Origin of the sequence: Enterobacter cloacae (assembly GCF_011078175.1) — a bacterium.
GTDB lineage: Bacteria > Pseudomonadota > Gammaproteobacteria > Enterobacterales > Enterobacteriaceae > Enterobacter > Enterobacter cloacae_Q.
The window spans coordinates 448,251-473,812 of sequence record NZ_JAALCJ010000002.1 but is presented as its reverse complement, the minus strand read 5'-3'; the positions used below and the strand labels follow the sequence as shown (position 1 = coordinate 473,812).

The following is a 25,562-nucleotide window of genomic DNA, read 5'->3' as shown; positions in this document are numbered from 1 at the left end:
CTTACGCTAAGTCGTATTGCTTAAAAGCGCATTTCTTTTTCTACAATCATCCTGAAGTAGAGCCGATTATATCCGGCTCCATTAATCGATGATGACGCTTTCGGTTTAAGTATGGGGTCCAAGGAATCGATCGCCGTTCAGGTGGATCATATGAGTTGGAGCATCAGCTACCCAAACCTCCGTTTCCCAGGATAATTCCATCAGATATTTTGCCATTACTTTCCGGTCAGGGAAGGCTGTAACGTATACTAACCCGGGTTTAGCAGACGCAAATAATTTGGCTAACTCACCGTGACGCTTTCCATCGACGGGCCCGTGGGAAGTAACAGATTCAATTAACAGTAGCCAGTTGCGTTTTTGCCAATAAAGAACGACATCAGGCAGTTTACCTTTTCGATCAACACTCACCCCCAGTTCCGCAAGTCGATCTTTTCTGAAATAATCTTCCTTTGCGCCAGTATCTCCGATATATACAACTTCTGCTTCAGGAGCGAAACGAGGACCAAACTCAACGATGATATCCTTGATGAGCTGGCTATGCGCACCGGGGCTTAATTCTAATTCAGTACCGTCATTCAGCTTTAATGGTACCATTTCCATTTTTCGCGCCATGGCATACTGCTCAACGAGGGTCGGTACGTTGCCCATATGTTCTTCAAGCGCTGTTTCCCATTTGGCAGAACCATAGTTTAGTAACACGGTATGCAGTTCAGGTGCTATCTGATAGCAGGCTTTAGGGGAGTTAACAGGGCGATCGGGTTTATCCGGATTGTATATAGCTATTCCGCCATCACAAAACTGATGGAGCGTTTGTCGGCGGAAGGTTTCACGCGTGTTTGGGGCATACTCTTTACCGTATACGTCTCTACACCAATCCATGATCGGTGTCACACCCAACATTGGGCGTTCAATTTTTTCCCATTCGCCATCAGGATGAAGATCAAGCAATGCAAGTAAAGTTAAAGCAGAACGCTCATTTATTTGAGCACGAGGCATTCCAAGTTGACGCAACACCTCAAGAGCTTGCTCAATTTTTTCCTGCGCTTTCAACGGGTCAGCTATTTTTCCTTTCGTCATAAGGTCTAACTCCCTGTTAATAATTTCGTCAATTTGATTCTGTTTAAGCATATCACCATCGAACTCACTACCCATTTTTCGCAATAGTTGCACTGAAGGGTAATGAATTGCTCTTAAATCAGAGGCATTTACCTGAGTATGCCCACCAAACTGACGGTAATACTTGTCCAGTAAAGTGCAGTTGAGATAGACATAAAGTCCGCGAGCGAGATCTGCATCCATACCCATCTTCTGAATATGGAAGACATTGGTTTTATTATCGAAACCGATCAACTCACCCGGAAGCGAGGAATCATACAATGTTGCAACAATGCGACGCTTTTCCTCTTTGCTGCTAAATCTTTTTAAAATCAGGAAGTAGCCCTGGTTTTTCCATAACCAGGGACGTGATGATTCGGAAACCCTGATAGCATTAGGCTTTTTCCCATCAAGGGGCCACTTCACTGTGCCGTTCAAATGCTGAGGAAAAAGTAGCGGTACTGACCCGGAGTCCATTCTTTCTCTGAGGTCATTTTTAAGGCGAAAGTCAACTACCGGCCCGGTACTCACCTGAACATTAAGCTCGTCCAGAGTTGTTGTAAAAGGGGATAATCTCTCGATTATGTCCTGTTCTCTGGGACTTGCCGCGATATGAATGAACTTTTGTTTGTCTGCTGGGTTAACTATTTTGTCTATCGACACCTTGCGCTGCGTCATATCGGTGGCTGTGATTTGCCCGGATTCTTCATCAAGATGAAAATCTGACGTTGGGCTGGAGGTGATAATAACCTGCCCCTGCGGAACGCCTTTAATACAGTGAATGATGATATTTTCTTGAAGCACTTCATCCTCAGCAAATGCCGCATTACGGGCGTCGAAAATGTGGATATGCTTGATGGACGTTTCAGAGAGTAAATGCTCACGGAAAGGCTGATAGTACGGGCCATTACAGAAAGAGCGTGGAATAATCGCCACTAACTCTCCTCCTTTTTTCAGCTGTTTTAAAGCTAACGCCACAAATCCAGAGTATAGGTTGACCGTTTCTATACCTGCATTGCGTAAAGAGGCCCGGTGAGCGCTCGAGGAGAGAATTTTTTTATAAGGGGGATTCATAATCACATGGCTGTAAGTCCCTGGCTCTTCACTGGTCGATCTATTTTTAGCCAGAAAACTTGCCTCTAGTATGTAATCTACCTTACTAATTTTATGGGATAATTTTCCATTTGCAGCCTCATCACAGGCTTTCAGTGTCTTGCTAAGATACGGAAGCATCACATCTGCAATGTCGATGGCGTCGAGCTCCATCTTGTCGACACCAAGACGCAACGCTCGTTCTACGAACGCCGCAGAGAGCGAGCCCACTCCGCAGCCTGGGTCGAGTAGCTTTATGTCACCTTTTATGTTGTCAAACAGGCTTGCCATGAACAGACAAATCGGAGCCGGCGTCATAAACTGACCGAGTGCAGATTTCGTCTTTGGATTTAACAGCTTATTCGCTTCTTTTCTATGCTGATCGGCCAATTCCAACAAGCGCATCATATTTCCACTAGGTAACAAAAAAGTTCAAATTGCATACTGCTCCTGTGTCATCCGGAACAATATTAAGAGCCAGAATGCGTCACATGCCGACAATGTTACTACAAACAGAGCAGCGATCAGGATTTCTTTAGTCCTTAGAAGGGTACTTTGCCGATCGCTAGCCTATCCTGCGCCACCGATAATGGTAAACCTTGCGTCAACAGTCCGCAGCTGTTCAACGGTTGCTTTGCCGATTCTGCTATCCTGGTGTGTAATATAGCCTTCATTTAACTGAAATAATAATGTCATAAACCTGTAATAATAGACTGTCATTTTATTTTCGGATGCCTTTATTCTGTCATAAGCTAAAAAATATATATCTGGATAACAGACTTATCTTCGTGTATTAAATTAAACACGTGTTCCGTAAGGATGTGACAATCATGGTAACTGCGGTTTTAAACGTTAAAATTGATGAAGCGCTAAAAGAAAGACTTCGCCACTATGCGGAAGATAATAATGATAATTTAAGCGTGACCACAGAGAAACTGCTGCTGCTGGCATTTGAAGCAGTAGAAGAGGCGGGAGTATCGGAAGAGGATGTTGATAATCAGCATACGGAAGAAGAGAGCGTAACCCCATTTACTCCTAAAGAAATCAAAGCATTACGTAAACTTCTGAAGAAGAGAAAATGAAACATCAACTATCGACTGCCAGTGACTACAATGAAGCCTGCACTCTTTTACGTTCTGGCTACGTGAAGCATGTTCGTCTTGGCTGGAATGTAGGAAGTGATGAGTTCTTTCGAATTGCGTCTGACTGGTGTGATACCGGTGCAAAAATAAAGAAAGAAGGTGAAAGTTTCATTATTTCGCTGAAAGGCTTCCCGATTCCTCCTCAACATTAAGCTATTCGTCATGAAAACTGCTGACTGCATGCGTTACAGTCAGCAGTTTTTATTGTTTCTGACGAATATTTTACACCAGGCTCCGTTTAGCTGTCGGTACACTTTTATTTAACGCAAGCCACAATGGTTTAATTCGCAATAATACCTCTTCAAGTTCTGGCGGAGTGAGTGAGAAGGGCATACGCAGGTAGCGGTCAAACGCGCCAGAAAGCCCAAAGCGCGTGCCGGTGCCCATAATGATGCCTGTCGCCTCGGCGCGTGCCGCCAGCTGCGTCGCCAGCATGCCGGGTAATTCAATCCAGTATGAAAGCCCACCTTCCGCTTCCTGAAACCGCCATTCGGGAAAATGTTCCCGCAGCATCTGGCCGCAGCGGTCGTGCCGTTCTGCCAGCATTTCCCGCCGGGCAGGCAGGAAGGTTTCACTGTTTTCGATAAGCCACAGCGTGGCCAGCTGCTCCAGCACCGGAGAGCCCAGATCCAGCGTGTCACGCGTCTGCGCGAGCGTGGCGATAGTACGGGACGAAGCGCGGATCCAACCGAGACGAAGCCCACCCCAGAAGCTTTTGCCTGCGGAGCCCAGCGTAATCACCGTGGCCTCCGGGTTAAAGGCGGCCAGCGGCGGCGGCGGGGGAGCATCGAACCAGAGATCCACCATGGTTTCATCCACCACCAGCGTGGTGCGAGTTTGCGCGGCGATGTCGGTAATGGTCTGGCGCGTCGCGGCATCCATGCAACGCCCGGTCGGATTATGAAAATCTGGCATCAGATAGGCCAGACGCGGTGCGGTCTGGGCAAGCGTTGCGGCAAAACCGTCGGTATCCCAACCCGTTTCAGGCAGCGAGACGCCCACGGGCCGGCATAGCGCCCCCTGAATGGCGGCTATCGCCAGCGGGTAGGTGGGATGATCCACCACCACGCGATCCCCGGGACCGGTCATCATTCTTAAGATCAGGGCGAAGCCGCTGACGGCGCCGTTCACTACCATCACTTCGTCTGCCCGGGTGGGCAGACCGCGTGCGGTGTAGCGGGCGGCGATAGCTTCACGCAGCGCCGGAAGCCCGAGCTGATCGTACCCGGTCAGTGCCAGATTAGGCGTGATGGCCGTCAGTGCGTGGGCATAGGCCTGGTGGATCTCTGGCCCTGCGTTGAGCGCGGCGGTTGAGAGATCCAGCGCCGCGCTGGCAGTGGAAAGCGTGGGCACGGCGCGGCTGTCTGGCAGGATCGCCCGCGAACCGCTGCCGTGACGGCTCTCCAGATAACCCTCTTCCCGCAGATGCGCCAGCGCGCTGCTGATGGTGGTGCGGCTTACGCTCAGAGCGGCGGCCAGTTCCCGTTCTCCGGGCAGGCGGGTGTTCAGCGCCAGCCTGCCATCCAAAATTAACAGGCGTAACGCGTCAGCCAGCTGGCGCCAAAGCGGGGTACGGGAAGAGGCTTGTTGCCAGTGCCCTAACAGGCGAACCAAAGACTGGCTACCAAAACGACGTGATGACATGTGCAGTCCACTATTTGAAAACTGGACATTAATCATAGTGCCATTTTCACCGAAGATGGAATCTGGTTTTTGGGAGAAGAGAAAATGGTACGTCGTCTGGTACAACTTTATGTCGGTTTAGGGCTGTATGGGCTTTCAACCGCGATGTTTATTCGTTCGGACCTGGGTGTCGACCCGTGGGATGTCTTTCACCTTGGAATCGCCATCCAGTCCGGGATGAGCATCGGCACGGTAATTATTATAACCGGAGCTGCGGTGCTGCTGCTGTGGATCCCGCTGCGTCAGCTGCCGGGGCTGGGTACTATCAGCAATGTGATCTGTATCGGTCTGGCAGCGGATGCGTCAATGGCGCTGATCCCGGAACTGACCTCGCTGCCCGTACGCATCATCCTGCTGGTTTCCGGCATTGTAGTGAATGCCCTTGCCACCGGGATGTATATTGGCGCGGGCTTTGGCGCTGGCCCGCGCGACGGCCTGATGACCGGCATACACGCCCGGCTGGGCTGGTCGATCCGCAGCGTGCGTATCGCGATCGAGGTGACCGTATTGATCGTCGGCTACCTCCTCGGGGGAGCATTTGGCGTTGGAACCGTGCTGTATGCATTAACCATCGGACCGCTGATCCAGCTCTGTTTGCCGTGGTTTCGCCAGGGGCCGCGCCTGGCGAAAGCACCGCAACCGGAGCAGATTGTGTAATTTTGCGAAGCGCTCACAGGCCAGGATGGCGTAACTGTGTCAAAATAGTGACTTCTCTTTTACGACGCCAGAATGTATGAAAGCGATCACTCTTTATGACGTTGCCCGCGTGGCGGGCGTTTCTTATCAGACCGTTTCCCGGGTGATTAACGACGCGGAACATGTTTCTGCCCGAACCCGGGAAAAGGTCCGGCAGGCGATGGCGGCGCTACACTATGTGCCTAACCGTGGCGCGCAGCAGCTGGCCGGGAAACGCACCCGCACGCTGGGGCTGATGACCAGCGATCTGGCGCTGCATGCACCGTCGCAAATCGCCTCAGCTGTAAAATCCCGGGCAGTGGAGCAGGGGGCAGCCGTGCTCATCTCCATGGTGGAGCAGCCCGCGCAGTGTCAGGCTGCTTTGCAGGAACTACTGGCGCAGCGCGTGGAAGCGCTGATGGTGAACGTTCCGCTGGAAGATTCACAGGCAGAAATGCTTCAGGAAATGGCCTCGCCGACCCCGATTCTTTTTCTCGATGTTTCCCCGACAGCTCGGGTTAACAGCCTCGTTTTCAATGCCGAACAGGGCGCTGGCCTGGGGGCGCAGCACTTGCTTTCGCTGGGGCACCAGCGAATTGCGCTGCTCGCCGGGCCGGAAAGTTCCGTCTCTGCCCGGGCTCGTCTGGCGGGATGGAACACCACGCTGGCTGAGGCTGGCATGGCGGCGTTTGCCGTGGTACACGGGGACTGGAGCGCGGCCTCGGGCTATGAGAAAGGCCATCAGCTCCTGGCGGGCGCGCAGCTGCCGGAGGCGATCCTTGTGGCGAACGATCAGATGGCGCTTGGCGTTTTACGCGCCTGTGCGGAAAAAGGCGTCGCGGTACCGGGGCAGATCTCGGTTGTCGGATTTGATGATACGGCTGACAGCGCGTGGTTTTCACCTCCGCTGACCACCGTTCGGCAGGCATTCCGTGAGGCCGGTGAGCGCAGCGTGGAGTGGCTCATGGCACCTGTCCATGACAAAGAACGCTGGCAGAAACAACTTCCCGTTACGTTGATCGTTCGTCATTCCACCGCGCCGCGCGCAGCACAGCAGGCCGATCGTGAAGATCTGGCGCAACAGCTCAGAACGCTGGCGCTGCTGGCGGAGAAACTGGCGCGCAGCTAGCACTTTTGTGATCGTGCTCGCCTGGTGACGATCAAAGACTTTACTGCCACCCTTGACCAGGGCATGTTGGCTGAAATTGTGAGCGCTTCGCAAAGAGGTTAATATGTCTTCTACATTGCCGCTGACCCTCAGCGCACTTCTGGCGCGTCGTGACTGGGAAAACCCGGGCGTGACGCAGTGGAATCGTCTGGCCGCACACGCGCCGTTTCATAGCTGGCGCGATGAAACCTTCGCCCGCGAGGATAAGCCTTCGCTGAGCAAGCGTCTGCTTAACGGCGTCTGGCGATTCAGCTTTTTCACAGCGCCAGAGCAGGTTCCCGAGGCATGGATAACGGACGATCTGGCTGACGCCGTTGAGATGCCCGTGCCGTCGAACTGGCAGATGCAGGGATTTGATACTCCCATCTATACCAACGTCACCTATCCGATAAATGTGAATCCGCCCTATGTTCCGGCTGAAAATCCAACCGGTTGTTACTCGCTCACATTTGAGGTGGATGACGCCTGGCTGGGCAGCGGGCAAACCCGCATAATTTTTGACGGGGTGAATTCAGCTTTTCATCTGTGGTGTAACGGGCAGTGGATGGGCTATTCGCAGGACAGCCGTCTGCCTGCGGAGTTCGATCTTAGCGCGGTGCTGCGGCCGGGGCAGAACCGTCTGGCGGTGATGGTGTTACGCTGGTGCGACGGAAGCTACCTGGAAGATCAGGACATGTGGCGGATGAGCGGCATTTTCCGTGACGTCTCGCTGCTGCACAAGCCGGGAACGCGAATTGCCGATTATCAGATCGTGACCGATCTGAATGCCGAATGCGATCGGGCGGTACTCAGGGTTGACGTTGCGCTGGAAGGCTCACGCTACGCCGAATGCGAGGTGGCGTTTACCCTGTGGCGTAACGGCGAAGCCTGCGCGCAAACCACGCAGCAGCCCGGATCGGCCATTGTGGATGAACGCGGCAGTTGGGCGGAGCGGCTCACGGTGGCGATACCCGTGAACAATCCCGCGCTATGGAGCGCTGAAACCCCGGAACGCTATCGTCTGACCATGTCGCTTCGGGATGCGCAGGGCAACGTGCTGGAGACTGAAGCCTGCGATGTCGGTTTCAGACGCGTCGAAATCAGCAACGGCCTGCTGAAGCTTAACGGCAAACCGCTGCTGATCCGCGGCGTGAACCGTCACGAACATCATCCTGAGAAGGGGCAGGTGATGGATGAGGCGACCATGCGCCGCGACATCGAACTGATGAAACAGCATAACTTCAACGCCGTGCGCTGCTCGCATTATCCGAACCATCCTCTGTGGTATACCCTTTGCGATCGCTACGGTCTGTACGTGGTTGATGAGGCAAATATTGAGACCCACGGCATGGTGCCGATGAGCCGCCTGGCGGACGATCCGCGCTGGCTGCCTGCCATGAGCGAACGCGTAACGCGTATGGTGCAGCGGGACCGGAATCATCCGTCAATCATCATCTGGTCCCTGGGGAATGAGTCCGGGCATGGGGCGAACCACGATGCGCTGTACCGCTGGCTGAAAACCACCGACCCCACGCGGCCGGTGCAGTACGAAGGCGGCGGCGCCAGTACGGCGGCAACCGATATAGTGTGCCCGATGTATGCCCGCGTCGATCAGGATCAGCCGTTCCCGGCGGTGCCAAAATGGTCGATTAAAAAGTGGATCGGCATGCCGGACGAAACCCGTCCGCTGATCCTGTGCGAGTATGCCCACGCGATGGGCAACAGCTTTGGTGGCTTCGCCAGATACTGGCAGGCATTCCGCAGCCATCCGCGGTTGCAGGGAGGCTTTGTCTGGGACTGGGTCGATCAGGCACTGACGAAAAAGGCGGAAGACGGCACGGCATTCTGGGCCTACGGCGGCGATTTTGGCGATAAGCCCAACGACCGTCAGTTCTGCCTCAACGGTCTGGTATTTCCCGATCGTACCCCTCATCCCGCCCTTTACGAGGCACAGCGTGCCCAGCAGTTTTTTACCTTTACGCTGGTGAGCACCGCTCCGCTGGTCGTCGAGATCCAGAGCGATTATCTGTTCCGTCATACTGACAACGAGCATCTGCAATGGTCGGTGGCGCGTGACGGTGCGGTGTTGACTTCCGGCGAAATAACCCTTTCTGTTGCGCCTCAGGAGACGCAGCGCGTTGAGATCCCGCTGCCTGAGCTTGACGCTGAGCCGGGCGAGGTCTGGCTCAACGTGGAGATCGTTCAGCCGCAGGCCACGCCGTGGTCGCCGCCCGGCCACCGTTGTGCCTGGGATCAGTGGCCGCTCCCGGCTCCGCTGTACCTTGCGCCACCGAAAGCAGGCGGAACCCCTCCGCAGCTAACGGTGCAGGACGAGATACTGGACATCACTCATCAGCAGCAGCGCTGGCAGTTTAGCCGTCTCACCGGAAACCTGACACAGTGGTGGAACGCGGGCGCTGAAACGCTCCGTTCCCCGCTAACGGATAACTTCACCCGCGCGCCGCTGGACAATGACATTGGCATCAGCGAGGCGACCCGCATCGATCCGAACGCGTGGGTGGAACGCTGGAAAGCGGCAGGGATGTATGAGATGTCCGCGCGCCTCCTCCTGTGTGAAGCGGAGCAACACGCCCGTGAGGTGGTGGTGACCACGCAGCACGTCTGGGAGCATCAGGGTAAGGCGCTGTTTATCTCCGGCAAGGTCTGGCGGATTGATGAATTCGGTGTGCTGCACGGTGATGTGCAGGTAACGGTGGCGTCTGACGTTCCTGAGCCCGCACGCGTGGGCCTGTGCGTCATGCTGGCGGATATCCCGGAAACGGTGCGCTGGCTAGGGCTTGGCCCGCTGGAGAACTATCCGGACAGAAAACTGGCGGCGCAGCAGGGACGCTGGGCGTTACCGCTGGAAGAGATGCAGACGCCGTATATCTTCCCGACGGAGAACGGTTTGCGCTGCGACACCCGCGAGCTGACGTTTGGCTCCCATCAATTGCAGGGACAGTTCCATTTCTCACTGAGCCGTTATAGCCAGCAGCAGCTGCATGAGACAACGCATCAGCATTTGCTGCGGGAAGAGGCCGGCTGCTGGTTGAATCTGGATGCGTTTCACATGGGCGTAGGGGGAGACGACTCATGGAGCCCGAGCGTAGCCCCGGCCTTTATTCTGCAAAACCGCCGGCTGCGCTACACGTTTAGCTGGCAGCAGAATAGCTGAGCCGAAACGTGCGGCCGCTGCCGTGGTCGCACGTAACACCGCGTAATCGGTTTATTTCCTGAGGTTGTGCCCGGCCCAGAGAATGAAATCCTCTTTAGGCAGCGCCTTGCTGAAATACCAGCCCTGGCCGTACTCCACGCCGTGGCGATGCAACCATTCGAGCTGACCTTCAGTTTCAATGCCTTCTGCGACCATCGCCAGTTTTAGCGATTTGGCCATTTCGATGATGTGGGGAGTCACGTTCTTGTACTCCAGGGCGTCCACAAAAGATTTATCAATCTTCAGGATATCGACATCCAGATCCTGCAAATAGCTCAGGCTGGAGTAACCCGTACCAAAATCATCAATGTAGATAGCGTGCCCGGTGCGGCGAAACGCAGCGATGGCAGGCACGCTGACGGCGGGATCGGCAAAACCGCGCTCGGTCAATTCAAGAGCGATCTGGCGCGGGTGGACGCCCCACTTGTTGAGCAATTGACTCAGCTGGCGAGGCAGCCCGGCGGATGTTAAGTCGGATGGTGCAAGATTGACAGAAATGTGTATCTCCGGGTGATGATGCAGCCAGGCGCCTAAATCCTCAAATACTTCATTCACCACCAGCTGCGTCAGCGTTGAAATAAGCCCCGTCTGCTCAGCCAGCGGAACAAAGAGATCGGGCGACAGGTTGCTGCCATCTGGCTGCGGCCAGCGCATCAGCGCTTCAGCACCCACCAGTTTACCGCTAGACAGTGCCACGATGGGCTGATAGTGAACCTCGATCTCCCGGTTGTTGATCGCGTCGAGCAGGCGGTTACGCGGGGATAACAAACGGCGGAGAATGCGCAGGACAATAAGGGCAGCAAGCAGGCTAATCAGTATGCCAGCCGGTAGCCAGATGATCAGCTGCTGGTGCCAGGATTCCGCCAGCGGTTTTACTGATGCCCAGGCGATAACCGTAAACCCCAGTTCGGGTACAGGCTTCAATACGTACATCGAGCCGTTGTATTGGACGCGGTTGACGCCCTGCTGCTCCTTAACGACCGAAAGAATATACGGGTCGACAATATTGCTTCTGGCAAATATCCGGTGGGTTTCGCTGCCCACCAGGGCGGCATCCATCGAAATTTCACCAAACGGGACAACATCCACAAGCGAGGCCGGATCAACCATCACCAGATAATGTCCTTTTCCCAGAACGGCCATATAACGGTGAACGCCGAGGTCATTTTGCGAAGTGAGCCACGCGCGATACCCGTCTGCGGTGATCCGCATCGGGGCCGGTAAGACAGCCGTGTTACTGGATTGTTCCAGAGAGGAGCAGAGCGGCTTCAGGTTATCGATATACATCACTTCCTGAATATAGCTCCATGAGAATGAAACCCGACGCATTTCGCGTAAATGCGGGGGCGTGCAGGGTGAGACCTGAACTGTCTGGAGGTGCGTGAGCGCCTGTTTTGCCTGAGCAACGACTCTGTCGGTACGGATCAGGACGCGCGAAGCATAGCTGTCCAGTGCATCCGCAAATTTCTTCTCTGCCTGACGATGCGCCAGCCAGATACTGAGGCACACAGGGACCAGCACTGAGAAGATCAGTACGCCTGTCACCAGGCTGACGAGATGTCGGGTTCGCATGCTGCTTTATCCTTTCCATATGCCCGCCTGGGGCATGGAGTTTTCGCGCCAGAGGAGAAGGTTTTCTATCGCTAAATGATATAGTTATAGCATGCGACAGTCTCAGGCAGGTATCAGAATAAACCTTTCACAAATAGGCTGAGCGTCACGGGGGTTGTTTTTGCAACAAAGCTCAGATAGTATTTTGTTATGTTATAACAAAACATGAAGGCCAGAGATGAAACCGAATATCCATCCAACCTATCGCACCGTTGTGTTTCATGACACCGCGGCGAATGAATACTTTAAAGTCGGCTCAACGATTAAAACAGACCGTGAAATTGAGCTCGAGGGGAAAACGTACCCCTACGTTACCCTTGATGTCTCCTCTAAATCACATCCGTTTTATACCGGGAAGCAGAAAACCTTCTCGACGGATGGCAGCGCGGCGCGCTTCCGCAAGCGTTTTGGCGGCTTTCTTGATGCGAAGCGAGGCTAATCATGCAGGTGCTTAACTCATTACGCAGTGCAAAACAGCGTCACCCGGATTGCCAGATAGTCAAACGCAAGGGACGCTTATACGTGATTTGCAAATCTAACCCGCGCTTTAAGGCGGTGCAGGGGCGTAAAAAAAGACGCTAGACGCGCGTTTCTCGCCAGCTTTCCAGAACACTTTTCTTTTTGCCATCGGCAGTAAAGTTGTCGATGTGTACGATCGCGTCCTGCGCGAGGAGGGGAGTGCCCTGTTAAGGACAGGGAGACCCGGCTGGCGATTGACGGTATCAACGACCAGCGGCTGGTGGAGCAGGCGAGAGCATTTCAGCTGGCACCCGCTGCGCTGATCGGGTATGACCTTGATACAAAGCAGGGGCAAACCGGGCTGGTTTTAGGTTACGGCAATACCTCTGCTTCGCAGCTTGCGCCGGGTATCCGGCGTTAATTACACAGCAGTGGGGCGGGAAAGGGTAAATACATCATAGAACGAGAGCTGGCCCTTGGTGGTGACCATTTTCTTCAACTTCTCTTTTTGCCCGGCTTCGACAGCCGGCGAATGCAGGATGCTGTCGATCAGTTCCTTCGGCACATAACGCGTGTTGTACCACTCCCCGTTGTAGCACACGCGGAAATCGAGTACGTCGATATCTTCATACCGGTAACGCGGATTAACGTCGAAAAAGAAAAACGCGTTAAACACCACGAACAGCACAACCAGCAGCCAGACGGAATCGACCAGCGTTTCAGATCTCAGCATGACGATGAGTGTGGCCAGCCAGGCGGCGTACATGGCGACGAATAAACCGGGGTGTTTGCGAATAAAGCTGATGCTAAAGCGCGGGCGATTGTCGCGCTTTTCGCGAGAATTGAGTTCGTCAATGGTGGCGGTAAGCAGGCGCTGTATCTCTGTCATTTTTTGCCTTTATGATTGTTGAAAATACAGGTGATCTGCCTATTTTATGAGAGGGATTTACGCGAAGAAAGTAACAGTTATGCCAGGAAAAAGCATAACAGTTACTCAGGATGCGCTTAGAGCATTTTTATGATTTTCGCCGGATTTCCGCCCACTACAGTATTGGCCGGCACGTCCTTGGTCACTACCGCACCGGAAGCGATAACCACATTATCGCCAACGGTCACGCCTGGATTAATGACTGCACGCCCACCGATCCAGACATTATCACCAATGGTGACCGGTTTACCGTATTCCAGGCCACTGTTACGCTCGGTCGCATCCAGGGGATGCGTGGCCGTATAAATGTGAACGCCCGGCGCGAGCATGCAGTTATCACCAATATGAATAGGACAGACGTCGAGCATTACGCAGTCGAAGTTGGCGTAAAAATTGTTGCCCAGATAGATGTTATAGCCATAATCGCAGCGGAAGCTTGGTTCAATATACGCCCCTTCACTTTGGCCCAACAGCTCAGCTAACAAGGCGCGACGTTCGGCTTTCTCATCGGGTGCGGTATGGTTATAGCGGTGAATAAGGTGACGCGCGCGTAAACGGTCAGCCCTCAGCGTGTCATCGCCAGGGCGGTAATATTCACCTGCAATCATCTTCTGTTTTTCTTCACTCATAGGAACCTCTCTGGAATCATTTTACGTAGCGTAAAGAGGATTAGCCAAAAAGGGAACGTTCCCTAAAAGTGGCTGTGACGGGAGTCACAACATTCCTGCGCAGAGATACGTTTTATACGGGAACCTGGCGTTTGCACTTGTAGCGTAATACGAAAGGTAAACTCAGCTTAACAATGGGCGTTATGCCTTTACTATCTCTCTTCAATGCTTAGCGAACAAATTTCCATACCGAGGAGGGGATCTTGTCATACAGTTTATTCATGGTCAGTTCAGCAAGACGATGGTCGGCAGCCGAATAAAATACCGCCAGTTCATTATCAGACAGCTCGTATTTATTTTTCTCAATAACGCGTTCGAGGGTGTCAATTGACTGGCAGCGTCGCAGGCGCATCAAATAATCGACTTTAGTTAATGGTTTATCAGACATAAATTCACCTTAGTAATTGTAATAATTTTAACAGGAAAGACTAACCGGATTAGCTCTGCTGACATTTGTGAAGCAGCGAAATAGACGGTTTCCTGATTTACGCCATTTCTGCAAATCCTGTGCGTTAATGCCGTAGCTGCTGAACAACATAAAAGTGTCGTCCAGGTATTCATCAATTTGCTCTATCAACTTATTATCTTCATTGTACTTAATTTTATAATTAAGTGCGAAGGTTGCGATATGCTCAATCAGCTCGTTGAGCTGTAAATTGATAGCAGACGTTGGATCGTTTACCCAGCCATGGTTACTTTCTTCAAGGTTGGCAAGGCAGTCATGGTACAAGGATTCGCAGAGAAATTTCAACTGCGCGATATCATGCCTTTTTGGCGAGTACTCGTCCATAGCGCATCCCCTTCTGAGTGATTTTTTACTCACCGAACATCATGTCGGGATGGATTCAACGTGCTTAGCCACACGGGAGCTGTGTTCCTGATAACTCTAACTATAAGCCACTCTGATCAAGATTTCATCGCGCTATTACGAAAAATTACAAATAAATCGCTACTGTGCGAGCCTTTACGCAAATGTACCTTTCGCAGTGAATAAGATAATCAATAAAAAAGCCGTTTTTTATTTGGTTCCTTAAAATTCATTGAGTTAGCGCAAAGTTTCATGTGAAGTACGAAATCAGACATCTTCAGATATTTTCCAATGGTTAGGAATAGTCCGAATAAGTTACACCGCGAAATGAGAATAAAAGAATGCAATGTTCCTGGTGTATGTTAGCGGTCAAATATGATAGGCCTTATTAAAAAAGAAGAAAATAAATAGAATGACAATAGGTCTATTTTATGAATTTTCAGAAAATGAAAAAGGCCGCAAATGCGGCCTTTTTATCATGTGAAACCGGTATCAGTGATGTTCTACCGAATGATTGTGCTCAACATCTTCATTTTTACGGCTGAAGCGGCGACGAACCACCACGAAGAACACCGGCACAAAGAAGATGGCGAGAACGGTCGCCGTGACCATACCACCCATTACACCGGTACCCACCGCGTTCTGTGCGCCAGAGCCTGCGCCTGAACTGATAACCAGCGGCATAACGCCGAGGATAAACGCCAGGGACGTCATCAGGATTGGACGCAGGCGCATACGAACCGCTTCCAGCGTGGCTTCAATCAGGCCTTTTCCTTCTTTCTCCATCAGATCTTTGGCGAATTCGACGATGAGTATCGCGTTCTTCGCCGACAAGCCAATGGTTGTCAGCAGGCCCACCTGGAAGTAAACGTCGTTGGTCAGCCCACGGAAGGTTGCGGCAAGCAGCGCACCGATAACCCCCAGCGGAACCACCAGCATAACGGAGAACGGAATCGACCAGCTCTCATACAATGCCGCCAGGCACAGGAACACCACAATCAGTGAAATGGCGTACAGGGCAGGGGCCTGGTTACCGGACAAACGTTCCTGATAGGACATGCCGGTCCAGTCGTAGCCGATACCCGCAGGCAGTTTGCTGGCCAACTCTTCCATCAGGTTCATGGCTTCACCGGTGCTTCGACCCGGCGCCGCCTGGCCGAGAATTTCCATGGATGGCAAGCCGTTATAACGCTCCAGACGCGGCGAACCGTATTCCCAGCGCGAGGTTGAGAAGGCGGAGAACGGCACCATCTGGCCATTGCTGCCGCGAACGTACCAGTTATTGATATCGTTCGGCAGCATGCGGTATTGCGCTTCGGACATGACGTACACTTTCTTCACGCGACCACGATCGATGAAGTCGTTAACGTAGCTACCGCCCCAGGCCGCACCCAGGGTGGTATTAATGTCGCTGATGGACACGCCCAGCGCCTGTGCTTTTTCCTGATCGATATCGATTTTATACTGCGGCGTATCTTCCAGACCGTTAGGACGTACGCCCACCAGCAGGTCAGGGTGTTTTGCCACCTCGCCAAACAGCTGGTTACGCGCCTGAGTCAGTTTTTCATGGCCCAGACCGCCCTGATCAATCAGCTGGAAGTCGAAGCCGGTTGCTGTACCCAGTTCAACAATCGCTGGCAGGTTAAAGGCGAAGACCATCGCGTCTTTAATCTGCGAGAAGGTGCCCATCGCACGGCCAGTAATCGCCTCTACCTTGTTCTCTGCCCCTGGACGTTCAGACCAGTCTTTGAGAGAAACGAAGGCGATACCGGTGTTCTGACCACGCCCCGCGAAGCCAAAGCCGTTAACCGCAAACACGGATTCAACGTTGTCCTTCTCTTTGGTCAGGAAGTAGTCGGTCATCTCATCCAGCACTTTCTGCGTACGCTCTTGCGTCGCACCTGCCGGAAGCTGAGCCATACTCAGGAACACGCCCTGGTCTTCATCCGGCAGGAACGAGCTTGGCAGACGTACGAACAGGAAAGCCATCCCTACCACGATGATGATATAGAGCAGCAGGTAACGACCGGTGCTGCGCAGGATGTTACCTACGCTGTCGGTGTAGTGGTGCGTGCTCTTATCAAACATGCGGTTGAACCAGCCGAAGAATCCTTTGTGCTCGCCATGGCCGCCTTTCTTAATCGGCTTCAGCATCGTTGCGCACAAGGCTGGCGTCAGGATCAGTGCAACCAGTACCGAAAGCGCCATCGCTGAAACGATGGTGATGGAGAACTGACGATAAATCGCACCGGTAGAGCCGCCGAAGAAGGCCATCGGGATAAATACCGCAGACAATACCATCGCGATACCGACCAGCGCGCCCTGGATCTGGCCCATCGATTTACGGGTTGCTTCCTTCGGCGGCAGGCCTTCTTCCGCCATCACACGCTCGACGTTTTCCACCACCACGATGGCGTCATCTACCAGCAGACCGATGGCGAGCACCATCCCGAACATTGTCAGGGTGTTTATTGAGTAGCCAAATATCGCCAGAACTGCGAAGGTCCCGAGCAGTACAACCGGCACGGCGATGGTTGGGATCAGCGTTGCGCGGAAGTTTTGCAGGAACAGGTACATTACCAGGAAGACGAGGATGATCGCCTCAACCAGGGTTTTTACCACTTCGTGAATCGAAATTTTAACGAATGGCGTGGTGTCATACGGATAAACGATTTTCAGACCTGACGGGAAGAACGGTTCCATCTTCTTCAGCTCTGCACGGATAGCCGTCGCGGTGTCCAGGGCGTTAGCGCCTGTCGCCAGTTTGATACCCAGACCGGAAGCCGGTTTGCCGTTGAACTTCGCGATAACGTCGTAGTTCTCGCCGCCCAGCTCCACTTTCGCCACGTCACGCAGGCGAACCTGCGAACCGTCCTGATTCACCTTCAGCAGAATTTTGCTGAACTCATCCGCAGAGGTCAGACGCGTTTGTGCGATGATAGAGGCGTTAAGCTGCTGGCCTTTCACCGGCGGTGTACCCCCCAACTGACCGGCGGCAACCTGGGCGTTCTGCGCTTTAATCGCGTTAATTACGTCAACCGGCGTCAGCTGGAAGTTGTTCAGTTTATTCGGATCCATCCAGATACGCATCGCGTACTGGGAACCGAACAGCTGAACGTCACCCACACCAGACGTACGGCTGATGGCGTCCTTCATGTTGGCGCCCACGTAGTCGGAAATATCCTCCTGCGTCATGGTGCCGTTGGTGTTGATCACGCCGACAACCATCAGGAAGCTACTGGACGATTTCTCGACGCTCACGCCCTGCTGTTGTACTTCCTGCGGCAGCAGGGGCATCGCCAGCTGCAATTTGTTCTGCACCTGAACCTGCGCAATGTCCGCATCCGTACCGGATTCAAAGGTCAGGGTGATCTGAACCGTACCGGTTGAGTCACTGTTTGAGGACATGTACATCAGGTTATCGATACCGTTCATGTTCTGTTCGATAACCTGCGTAACGGTATCCTGCACCGTTTTGGCATCAGCGCCCGGGTAGGTTGCGGAGATCGTCACTGCCGGCGGCGCAATCGTTGGGTATTGCGCGACAGGCAGCTTCAGGATCGCAAGTCCCCCGGCCAGCATGATGATTATGGCGATCACCCACGCAAATATGGGGCGATCGATAAAGAAATTAGGCATGTCTTAACGGCTCCTGTTTAAGTTAAGACTTGGTTTGTTCTGACTGGCCAGCGGCCGATGCTTGTTGTTTATCGTCAGATTTCACTTCCTGCGCTTTGACCTGCGCGCCAGGACGAACTTTTTGCAAACCAGTAATAATTACGCGATCGCCATCTTTCAGACCTTCCGTTACCAGCCACTTGTCGCCAATCGCCTGCGTTGCAGTGATATTGCGTGTTTCGACTTTGTTATCGGCACCCACAACCAGCGCGCTCGCATCGCCACGTGGCGTACGGGTCACACCTTGCTGCGGAACCAGAATGGCGCTTGGGTTAGTCCCTTCCTCAAGACGGGCGCGTACGAACATCCCCGGCAGCAGGGTTTTATCCGGATTCGGGAAAATGGCCCGGATGGTGATAGAGCCGGTGGTCTGATCGACGGTCACATCAGAAAATTCCAGTGTGCCGGTCTGTGAGAACTTGATACCGTCGTTGGTAACCAGTTCCACTTTGGCTTTACCGTTTTCCTGTTTCAGTTGACCGCTGGCAAGCTCCTGTTTGAGACGCAGGAAGTCGTTGCTGGACTGGGTGACGTCAACGTAGATCGGGTCAAGCTGCTGCACGGTGGCCAGCGCGGTGGTTTGGCCGTTCTGCACCAGCGCACCTTCGGTAACGGCTGATTTACCAATGCGACCGCTGATAGGGGAGGTCACTTTGGTGTAGGCCAGGTTAATACGCGCGGTTTCTACCGCCGCTTTCGCCGCCACGACGGCAGCGTTGGCTTGCTGTGCATCGGCCAGGGCAGAATCGTAATCCTGTTGACTGATGTACTGCGTGCCGAGCAGCTTCTTGTAACGATTCAACGTCAGCTGCGCAATTTTGGCCGCCGCTTCGGCTTTCGCCAGATCGCCCTTTGCGCTCTCATAAGACGCCTGATAGGTTGCTGGATCAATCTGATACAGAGACTCACCTGCTTTGACATCACCCCCTTCGGTGAAGTTACGTTTCAGGATGATACCGCTCACCTGAGGACGCACTTCCGCAATGCGGTAGGCGCTGGTGCGGCCCGGTAGTTCTGTTGTCATCTGGAGAGGTTCGGATTTGAGCGTCACGACGCCAACTTCTGGCACCTGCTGAGCTCCTTGTTGAGCCTGTTTGTCGTCACATCCTGTAAGCGCTAAGCTGCCTGAGAGCATCAGAACGACCGCCAGAGGCGTTAACCCTCTGTTTTTGTTCATATGTAAACCTCGAGTGTCCGATTTCAAATTGATCAAGGGTCCTGAGTCTAAAAACCCATTGCTGCGTTTATATTATCGTCATGCTATGGTACATACATTCATAAATGTATGTAAATCTGACTCCTGTAAATTCATCAACGTATGGCACGAAAAACCAAACAACAAGCGCTGGAAACCCGACAACACATTCTGGATGTGGCGATGCGTTTGTTCTCACAGCAGGGTGTTTCGGCAACCTCGCTGGCACAGATAGCTCAGGCCGCGGGCGTCACGCGGGGAGCAATTTACTGGCATTTCAAAGACAAGTCCGATCTGTTTGGTGAAATCTGGGAGCTTTCAGAGTCCAGCATTAGCGACCTTGAGAGTGAGTATCGGGCAAAATTCCCTCACGATCCACTCTCAGTGTTAAGAGAAATTCTAGTATATATCCTTGAAGCGACAGTTGTTGAAGAGCGCCGCCGTCTGATGATGGAAATCATCTTCCATAAATGTGAGTTCGTTGGCGAAATGGCGGTGGTTCAACAGGCGCAGCGCGACCTGTGTCTGGAAAGCTACGATCGCATCGAACAGGTCCTCACGGAATGCATGCAGGCCAAAATGCTTCCCGCTACATTACTCACCCGCCGGGCGGCGATCCTGATGCGCAGCTATATTTCCGGCCTGATGGAAAACTGGCTTTTCGCCCCGGAGTCGTTCGATCTCCGGTCAGAGGCGCGCAGCTACGTCGAAATTTTTCTCGAGATGTGCCAGCTCTGTCCGACCCTTCAAGGTAAGCATAGCCCGCGCTCTGCCTGATCGGGCACGGGAAAAATCGTCGACGCTTTCCGTCGTACTATTCTGCTTCAGCCGGGCATGATATCCTTCACGCCCGACTATTTCCGGTCATTTCTCACATCATATTCACGACTATGCTGCACACCAATCGCTCGCAACAATCTGTTCTGGCTCTGTTTTTGATCCTGCTGTTTTATTTTGCAGCCGCGCCGCTCTCCTGGGCCCGTGCAGATAACGGCAGTGACATTCCCACGCGTGCTGATGTTCAGTCGCAACTTGACACCCTGAATAAGCAGAAAGATCTCTCCGCCCAGGAAAAACTCGTTCAGCAGGATCTGACGGAAACCCTGGAAACGCTGGACAAGATCGATCGCATCAAAGCCGAAACGGCTCAGCTACGGCAGAAGGTCGCTCAGGCGCCGGAAAACATGCGTAAGGCTACGGAGGCGCTGAATGCGCTCAGCGACGTCGATAATGACGATGAAACCCGAAAAACGCTTGCCACGCTGTCGTTGCGCCAGCTTGAGTCGCGCGTGGCGCAGCTGCTGGACGATCTGCAAACGGCGCAGTCCGATCTCTCAACCTACAACAGCCAGCTGGTTTCGCTGCAAACCCAGCCTGAGCGCGTGCAGAACGCCATGTATTCTGCGTCGCAACAGCTTCAGCAGATACGTAACCGTCTGAATGGCATTACCGTGGGGGAAGGGGCGCTTCGCCCCACCCAGCAAACGCTGCTGAATATCCAGCAGACGCTGCTGAATGCGGAGATTGAACAGCAGCGTAAGAGTCTGGAAGGCAACACGGTGCTACAGGATGCGCTGCAAAAACAGCGTGACTACGTGACCGCGAATATCAACCGGCTTGAGCATCAGCTTCAGCTGTTGCAGGAAGCGGTGAACAGCAAGCGCCTGACGCTGACTGAAAAAACGGCGCAGGAAGCGGTCTCCCCAGACGAAACGGCGCGTATTCAGGCCAACCCGCTGGTGAAGCAGGAGCTGGAGATTAACCACCAGCTGAGCGAGCGTCTGATTCAGGCGACTGAAAACGGCAGCGCGCTGGTGCAGCAAAATATCAAGGTTAAAAACTGGCTGGATCGCGCATTGCAGGCCGAGCGTAACGTCAAAGAGCAGATTGCCGTCCTGAAGGGCAGCCTGCTGCTGTCGCGCATTCTTTACCAGCAACAGCAGACGCTGCCGTCCGCCGACGAGCTGGAAGACATGACCAACCGCATTGCGGATCTGCGTCTTGAACAGTTTGACGTCAACCAGCAACGTGATGCGCTATTCCAGAGCGATATCTTCGTTGCCAAAGTGGAAGAGGGCCATTCAGGTGAAGTGAACGCTGAAGTTCACGACGCGCTGTTGCAGGTGGTGGACATGCGCCGCGAACTGCTCGATCAGCTTAACAAGCAGCTGGGCAATCAGCTGATGATGGCGATTAATCTGCAAGTCAACCAGCAGCAGCTGGTGAGCGTGTCTAAAAGCCTACAGGAGATCCTGACCCAGCAGATTTTCTGGGTGAACAGCAACAAACCCATGGACTGGGACTGGTTTAAAGCTTTCCCGGAAACGCTGAAATCCCAGATCAAAAGCATGAAAATTACCGTGAACTGGGAGAAAGCCTGGCCTGCGGTAATGATTGCCTTCCTGGCTGGATTACCGCTGTTATTGATTGCCGGGTTGATTCGCTGGCGTTTGAAATGGCTGAAACAGTACCAGGCGAAGCTGGCCTCGGAAGTGGGGCAACTGCGTAACGACAGCCAGCTGCACACCCCAAAAGCGATCCTGATCGACCTGATCCGTGCTCTGCCGGTCTGCCTGTTGATACTCGCCCTGGGCCTAATCCTGTTGACCATGCAGTTGAATATCAGCGATCTGCTGTGGGCGTTCAGCAAGAAGCTGGCGCTGTTCTGGCTGGTGTTTGGCCTGTGCTGGAAAGTGCTGGAAAAAGATGGCGTTGCCGTCCGCCACTTCAACATGCCGGAGAAACTTACCAGCCACTGGCGTCGCCAGATTGTGCGCATCAGCCTCGCGCTGCTGCCGCTGCACTTCTGGTCAGTTGTGGCCGAGCTTTCGCCACTGCATCTGATGGATGACGTGCTGGGGCAGTTGGTTATTATGCTTAACCTGCTGTTGATTGCCGTCCTGATGTGGCCAATGTGCCGCGACAGCTGGCGTGATAAAGAATCCCATAATCTTCGTCTGGTTACCGTAACGGTGTTGGCGATCATTCCGCTGGCGCTGATGGTGCTGACGGCGACGGGTTACTTCTATACCACGCTTCGTCTGTCAGGTCGCTGGATCGAAACGGTTTACCTGGTGATTGTGTGGAACCTGCTGTTCCAGACCGTGCTGCGTGGTTTAAGTGTGGCGGCGCGCCGCATTGCATATCGTCGTGCTGTTGCCCGTCGGCAGCATCAGGTGAAAGAGGGGGCTGAAGGGGCGGAGCCGCAGGAAGAGCCGACCATTGCCCTGGAGCAGGTTAACCAGCAAACGATGCGTATTACCATGCTGGTGATGATCGCGCTGTTTGCGGTGATGTTCTGGGCCATCTGGTCTGATTTAATTACCGTCTTCGCCTACCTCGACAGTATCACCCTCTGGCAATACAACGGTACAGAAGCGGGCGCTGCGGTAATGAAAAGCGTCACCATGGGCAGCCTGCTTTTTGCGCTGGTGTCGTCAATGGTTGCCTGGGCGTTGATCCGCAACCTGCCGGGTCTGCTGGAAGTGCTGGTGCTCTCAAGGCTTAACCTGCGTCAGGGGGCGTCGTATGCCATTACCACTATCCTGAACTACGTCATTATTATTGTCGGGGCGATGACGGTATTCGGCTCGCTGGGCGTCTCGTGGGATAAACTTCAGTGGCTGGCGGCGGCGTTGTCGGTGGGTCTGGGCTTTGGGTTGCAGGAGATCTTCGGTAACTTTGTCTCTGGCCTGATTATCCTGTTCGAGCGTCCGGTGCGTATCGGCGATACCGTCACCATCGGCACCTTCTCCGGGACCGTCAGCAAGATCCGTATTCGTGCGACCACCATCACCGACTTCGACCGCAAAGAGGTGATCATTCCGAACAAAGCCTTTGTGACCGAACGCCTGATCAACTGGTCGCTTTCAGACACGACTACCCGTGTGGTGATTCGCCTTGGGGTGGCCTACGGTTCAGATCTGGATAAAGTGAAAGAGGTCCTGCTGTCAGCCGCGAAATCACACCCTAAAGTGATGCACGATCCTGCGCCTGACGTATTCTTCACCACCTTCGGGCCAAGCACGCTGGATCATGAGCTGCGCCTGTACGTACGCGAATTGCGCGATCGCAGCTACACCGTTGATGAGCTGAACCGCACCATTGACCGACTGTGCCGTGAAAACAACATTAATATCGCCTTCAACCAGCTTGAAGTGCACCTGCGTAACGTGAAAGGTGACGAGCATACGGAAGTGAAGCGCGAGATTAAGGCTGACGAAAATCCCGCCCCTTATCCTGCCCTCTCCCCAGAGGAGAGAGGGTAAAAAGCAGACCTTTCAAACCGCACCTGACGGTCCCCTCTCCCTCAAGGGAGAGGGCTAGGGTGAGGGCAACCGGCCTTCACCTTTCCCTCAAAATCTCGCCGCACAATCTCCAGTGCCTTCAGCACCGTCTCCGCCTGGATCTCATGATTCTCCAGCAGCATAATTAAATCGACGGCCAGCTTGACCTCGTCGGGGGCATTATCCAGTGACATCAGTGTAACTCCTGTTAACGGGTCAGGCGTTCAAGGACGCGTTCAATCTCATCCAGCGCCTGTCGGCAGCGAACGATGCGGCCTTCCAGCGCGCTGATTTCACGCATTAATAACTGCTGCTCTTCCAGCGTTTCGCTGTTGTTCAGGCGAGCTTCGCGCTCATGCTTCATCTCAAACAGACGGCGCTCAAACTCCTGGGTTTCCAGCCGCTTGCGCTGCCATTTTCCGAGTCCAGGCGAGGCGCTGTCCCATGCCCGCAACGGCCAGGCGGCGATTTCCCGGTGCAGGGCGGTGATCTGCTCGGTAAGATGCTCCGCAAGCCACGCCACCTGTTCCTGCTGTTCACTCTCAACCGCGTGGCGAAGCTCGTCGAGGTTGGTCTGCGTCTCAGCCAGGTAATCCTGAATGACGGTGCTACGGGTGCGGAAAAGCTGCCGGTCAAAGCGCGGTTTCAGCGTGGCATGCTCCATCAGCGGTATGGCCTGCGCCCGCAGAGTCATCAGCTGATTTTGCAGCCTCTCAAGAAGCAGTGCTGTTTTCAATGCGCTCTCCAGTGGTAAAGTAGCCGTTCAGTTTGATAACGATTCGCATTATGCAGCGTACTATTTTAATCATCATTGGCTGGCTCGCGGTAGTGCTGGGCACGCTGGGTGTGGTTTTACCCTTGCTGCCGACCACCCCGTTCATCCTGCTGGCGGCCTGGTGTTTCGCCCGCTCATCGCCGCGTTTTCACCACTGGCTCTTGTATCGCTCGTGGTTTGGCGGTTACCTGCGACACTGGCAAAAACACCGTGCCATGCCGCCCGGCGCCAAGCCGCGCGCTATTGCCTTCATCCTGATCACCTTCGCTGTTTCGTTATGGCTGGTGAAAATGATGTGGGTGCGTATTCTGCTGCTGGCGATCCTGGTTTGCCTGCTGATCTTTATGTGGCGGATCCCCGTGGTTGATGAAAAGCAACAAAAGCACTGATGCCTCATCATGGCGGTTGCAATTATGGCTCACAGCCAGTAAATTCGACCGTTTTCGAGCACAGGTGCGCCTGGTCAAAGGTTAAACAACTGTTACTTTGACCGACTCGTCGCGCGCCGTGAGTAACACTGTTTTATTTAGGCACAAACCGATGACCGCAACTGCACAGCAGCTTGAATATCTGAAAAATAGCATCAAAAGTATCCAGGACTATCCAAAACCTGGCATTCTTTTCCGCGATGTCACCAGCTTGCTGGAAGACCCGAAAGCGTACGCGCTCAGCATTGAACTGCTGGTCGAGCGTTATAAAAACGCCGGGATCACCAAAGTAGTAGGTACCGAAGCCCGTGGCTTCCTGTTTGGCGCACCGGTTGCGCTGGCGATGGGCGTGGGTTTTGTGCCGGTGCGTAAGCCGCGCAAACTGCCGCGTGAAACCATTGCTGAGAGCTATGAGCTGGAATACGGCACCGATCAGCTGGAAATTCACGTTGATGCGATCAAACCGGGCGACAAAGTGCTGGTGGTGGACGATCTGCTGGCAACCGGCGGCACCATCGAAGCGACCGTGAAGCTGATCCGTCGTCTGGGCGGGGAAGTGACTGACGCGGCCTTCATCATTAACCTGTTCGATCTTGGCGGCGAACAGCGCCTCGAAAAACAGGGCATTACCAGCTACTGCCTGGTGCCATTCCCGGGTCATTAATCCCGATTTTCACA

Annotated in this window: 22 protein-coding genes and 1 pseudogene; 12 read left to right on the top strand and 11 right to left on the bottom strand. The window is 53.7% G+C overall.

Translation table 11 applies throughout. The annotated features are described in order from the left end of the window. Nucleotides 1-105 precede the first annotated feature (105 nt). Nucleotides 106-2,595: a BsuBI/PstI family type II restriction endonuclease gene (locus tag G6Q29_RS06440; RefSeq protein WP_242637198.1), complete on the bottom strand. Its 2,490-nt coding sequence runs from the start codon at nt 2,593-2,595 to the stop codon at nt 106-108. Between the two features lie 422 nt (nt 2,596-3,017). On the opposite strand from G6Q29_RS06440, the gene G6Q29_RS06435 reads away from it, so the two are divergent. After that, complete coding sequence (locus tag G6Q29_RS06435; protein ID WP_165464971.1) at nt 3,018-3,269, top strand: hypothetical protein; 252 nt, start codon at nt 3,018-3,020, stop codon at nt 3,267-3,269. Continuing rightward, entirely contained in the window at nt 3,266-3,481 is a 216-nt protein-coding gene (locus G6Q29_RS06430; RefSeq protein ID WP_165464970.1) for a hypothetical protein, read from the top strand. Before G6Q29_RS06435 ends, G6Q29_RS06430 begins: the two co-directional genes overlap by 4 nt. A 70-nt stretch (nt 3,482-3,551) precedes the next feature. On the opposite strand, the gene G6Q29_RS06425 is transcribed toward G6Q29_RS06430, so the two are convergent. After that, nucleotides 3,552-4,973 (bottom strand): PLP-dependent aminotransferase family protein, encoded by a 1,422-nt coding sequence (locus tag G6Q29_RS06425; RefSeq protein ID WP_165464969.1) that lies wholly within the window; start codon nt 4,971-4,973, stop codon nt 3,552-3,554. Between the two features lie 84 nt (nt 4,974-5,057). Between G6Q29_RS06425 and G6Q29_RS06420 the strand changes: the two genes are divergently transcribed. From G6Q29_RS06420 to G6Q29_RS06410, 3 genes are all read left to right on the top strand, one after another. Beyond that, nucleotides 5,058-5,669 carry a YczE/YyaS/YitT family protein gene (locus G6Q29_RS06420; RefSeq protein ID WP_165464968.1) on the top strand — a complete coding sequence of 204 codons (612 nt, stop codon included), beginning with the start codon at nt 5,058-5,060 and terminating at the stop codon, nt 5,667-5,669. A 76-nt stretch (nt 5,670-5,745) separates the two neighbouring features. After that, nucleotides 5,746-6,816: a LacI family DNA-binding transcriptional regulator gene (locus G6Q29_RS06415; protein WP_165464967.1), complete on the top strand. Its 1,071-nt coding sequence runs from the start codon at nt 5,746-5,748 to the stop codon at nt 6,814-6,816. A gap of 103 nt (nt 6,817-6,919) precedes the next feature. Beyond that, nucleotides 6,920-10,009 carry a beta-galactosidase gene (locus tag G6Q29_RS06410; RefSeq protein WP_165464966.1) on the top strand — a complete coding sequence of 1,030 codons (3,090 nt, stop codon included), beginning with the start codon at nt 6,920-6,922 and terminating at the stop codon, nt 10,007-10,009. 51 nt (nt 10,010-10,060) lie between these two features. Here G6Q29_RS06410 and G6Q29_RS06405 read toward each other — a convergent pair whose 3' ends face one another. Further along, nucleotides 10,061-11,620, bottom strand: coding sequence for an EAL domain-containing protein (locus tag G6Q29_RS06405; protein ID WP_165464965.1), 1,560 nt, complete (start codon nt 11,618-11,620; stop codon nt 10,061-10,063). Between the two features lie 217 nt (nt 11,621-11,837). Between G6Q29_RS06405 and G6Q29_RS06400 the strand changes: the two genes are divergently transcribed. The 3 genes and pseudogenes from G6Q29_RS06400 to G6Q29_RS21690 form a co-directional block, all read left to right on the top strand. Beyond that, nucleotides 11,838-12,098 carry a type B 50S ribosomal protein L31 gene (locus G6Q29_RS06400; RefSeq protein ID WP_165464964.1) on the top strand — a complete coding sequence of 87 codons (261 nt, stop codon included), beginning with the start codon at nt 11,838-11,840 and terminating at the stop codon, nt 12,096-12,098. Between the two features lie 2 nt (nt 12,099-12,100). Next, entirely contained in the window at nt 12,101-12,241 is a 141-nt protein-coding gene (gene ykgO, locus G6Q29_RS06395) for a type B 50S ribosomal protein L36 (protein WP_003859006.1), read from the top strand. 124 nt (nt 12,242-12,365) lie between these two features. After that, nucleotides 12,366-12,568: pseudogene (locus tag G6Q29_RS21690) on the top strand (PLP-dependent aminotransferase family protein); the annotation flags it as partial. Here G6Q29_RS21690 and G6Q29_RS06390 read toward each other — a convergent pair. The 6 genes from G6Q29_RS06390 to acrA form a co-directional block, all read right to left on the bottom strand. After that, on the bottom strand, nt 12,540-13,007 hold the full coding sequence (locus G6Q29_RS06390; RefSeq protein WP_165464963.1) for a YlaC family protein: 468 nt from the start codon (nt 13,005-13,007) through the stop codon (nt 12,540-12,542). The pseudogene G6Q29_RS21690 and the gene G6Q29_RS06390 sit on opposite strands and share 29 nt — an antisense overlap. A 116-nt stretch (nt 13,008-13,123) precedes the next feature. Beyond that, nucleotides 13,124-13,675, bottom strand: a complete 552-nt coding sequence (gene maa, locus G6Q29_RS06385; protein ID WP_165464962.1) for a maltose O-acetyltransferase — start codon at nt 13,673-13,675, stop codon at nt 13,124-13,126. 208 nt (nt 13,676-13,883) lie between these two features. Then, nucleotides 13,884-14,102: an HHA domain-containing protein gene (locus G6Q29_RS06380; RefSeq protein ID WP_015571250.1), complete on the bottom strand. Its 219-nt coding sequence runs from the start codon at nt 14,100-14,102 to the stop codon at nt 13,884-13,886. A 27-nt stretch (nt 14,103-14,129) separates the two neighbouring features. Beyond that, on the bottom strand, nt 14,130-14,504 hold the full coding sequence (tomB, locus tag G6Q29_RS06375) for an Hha toxicity modulator TomB (protein WP_006809850.1): 375 nt from the start codon (nt 14,502-14,504) through the stop codon (nt 14,130-14,132). A gap of 510 nt (nt 14,505-15,014) precedes the next feature. Continuing rightward, nucleotides 15,015-18,161, bottom strand: a complete 3,147-nt coding sequence (gene acrB / locus G6Q29_RS06370) for a multidrug efflux RND transporter permease subunit AcrB (RefSeq protein ID WP_165464961.1) — start codon at nt 18,159-18,161, stop codon at nt 15,015-15,017. A gap of 22 nt (nt 18,162-18,183) precedes the next feature. Further along, complete coding sequence (gene acrA, locus G6Q29_RS06365) at nt 18,184-19,377, bottom strand: multidrug efflux RND transporter periplasmic adaptor subunit AcrA (RefSeq protein WP_047051115.1); 1,194 nt, start codon at nt 19,375-19,377, stop codon at nt 18,184-18,186. Between the two features lie 141 nt (nt 19,378-19,518). Here acrA and acrR point away from each other — a divergent pair, with 141 nt between their 5' ends. Both acrR and mscK read left to right on the top strand, forming a co-directional pair. After that, the gene (gene acrR / locus G6Q29_RS06360) at nt 19,519-20,172 is read left to right on the top strand and encodes a multidrug efflux transporter transcriptional repressor AcrR (RefSeq protein WP_165464960.1); all 654 of its coding nucleotides are present in this window, start codon (nt 19,519-19,521) and stop codon (nt 20,170-20,172) included. A gap of 113 nt (nt 20,173-20,285) precedes the next feature. Then, nucleotides 20,286-23,663 carry a mechanosensitive channel MscK gene (mscK, locus tag G6Q29_RS06355; RefSeq protein ID WP_165464959.1) on the top strand — a complete coding sequence of 1,126 codons (3,378 nt, stop codon included), beginning with the start codon at nt 20,286-20,288 and terminating at the stop codon, nt 23,661-23,663. Between the two features lie 41 nt (nt 23,664-23,704). Here mscK and rsmS read toward each other — a convergent pair whose 3' ends face one another. After that, a complete protein-coding gene (gene rsmS, locus G6Q29_RS06350) occupies nt 23,705-23,875 on the bottom strand; it encodes a pleiotropic regulatory protein RsmS (protein ID WP_165464958.1) in 171 nt (56 codons plus the stop codon). Nucleotides 23,876-23,889: 14 nt separating this feature from the next. After that, a complete protein-coding gene (priC, locus tag G6Q29_RS06345) occupies nt 23,890-24,417 on the bottom strand; it encodes a primosomal replication protein N'' (protein ID WP_165464957.1) in 528 nt (175 codons plus the stop codon). 50 nt (nt 24,418-24,467) lie between these two features. Between priC and G6Q29_RS06340 the strand changes: the two genes are divergently transcribed. Further along, nucleotides 24,468-24,845: a DUF454 family protein gene (locus G6Q29_RS06340; RefSeq protein WP_015571246.1), complete on the top strand. Its 378-nt coding sequence runs from the start codon at nt 24,468-24,470 to the stop codon at nt 24,843-24,845. Nucleotides 24,846-24,996: 151 nt separating this feature from the next. Beyond that, complete coding sequence (gene apt / locus G6Q29_RS06335; RefSeq protein WP_006176947.1) at nt 24,997-25,548, top strand: adenine phosphoribosyltransferase; 552 nt, start codon at nt 24,997-24,999, stop codon at nt 25,546-25,548. Nucleotides 25,549-25,562: the final 14 nt, after the last annotated feature.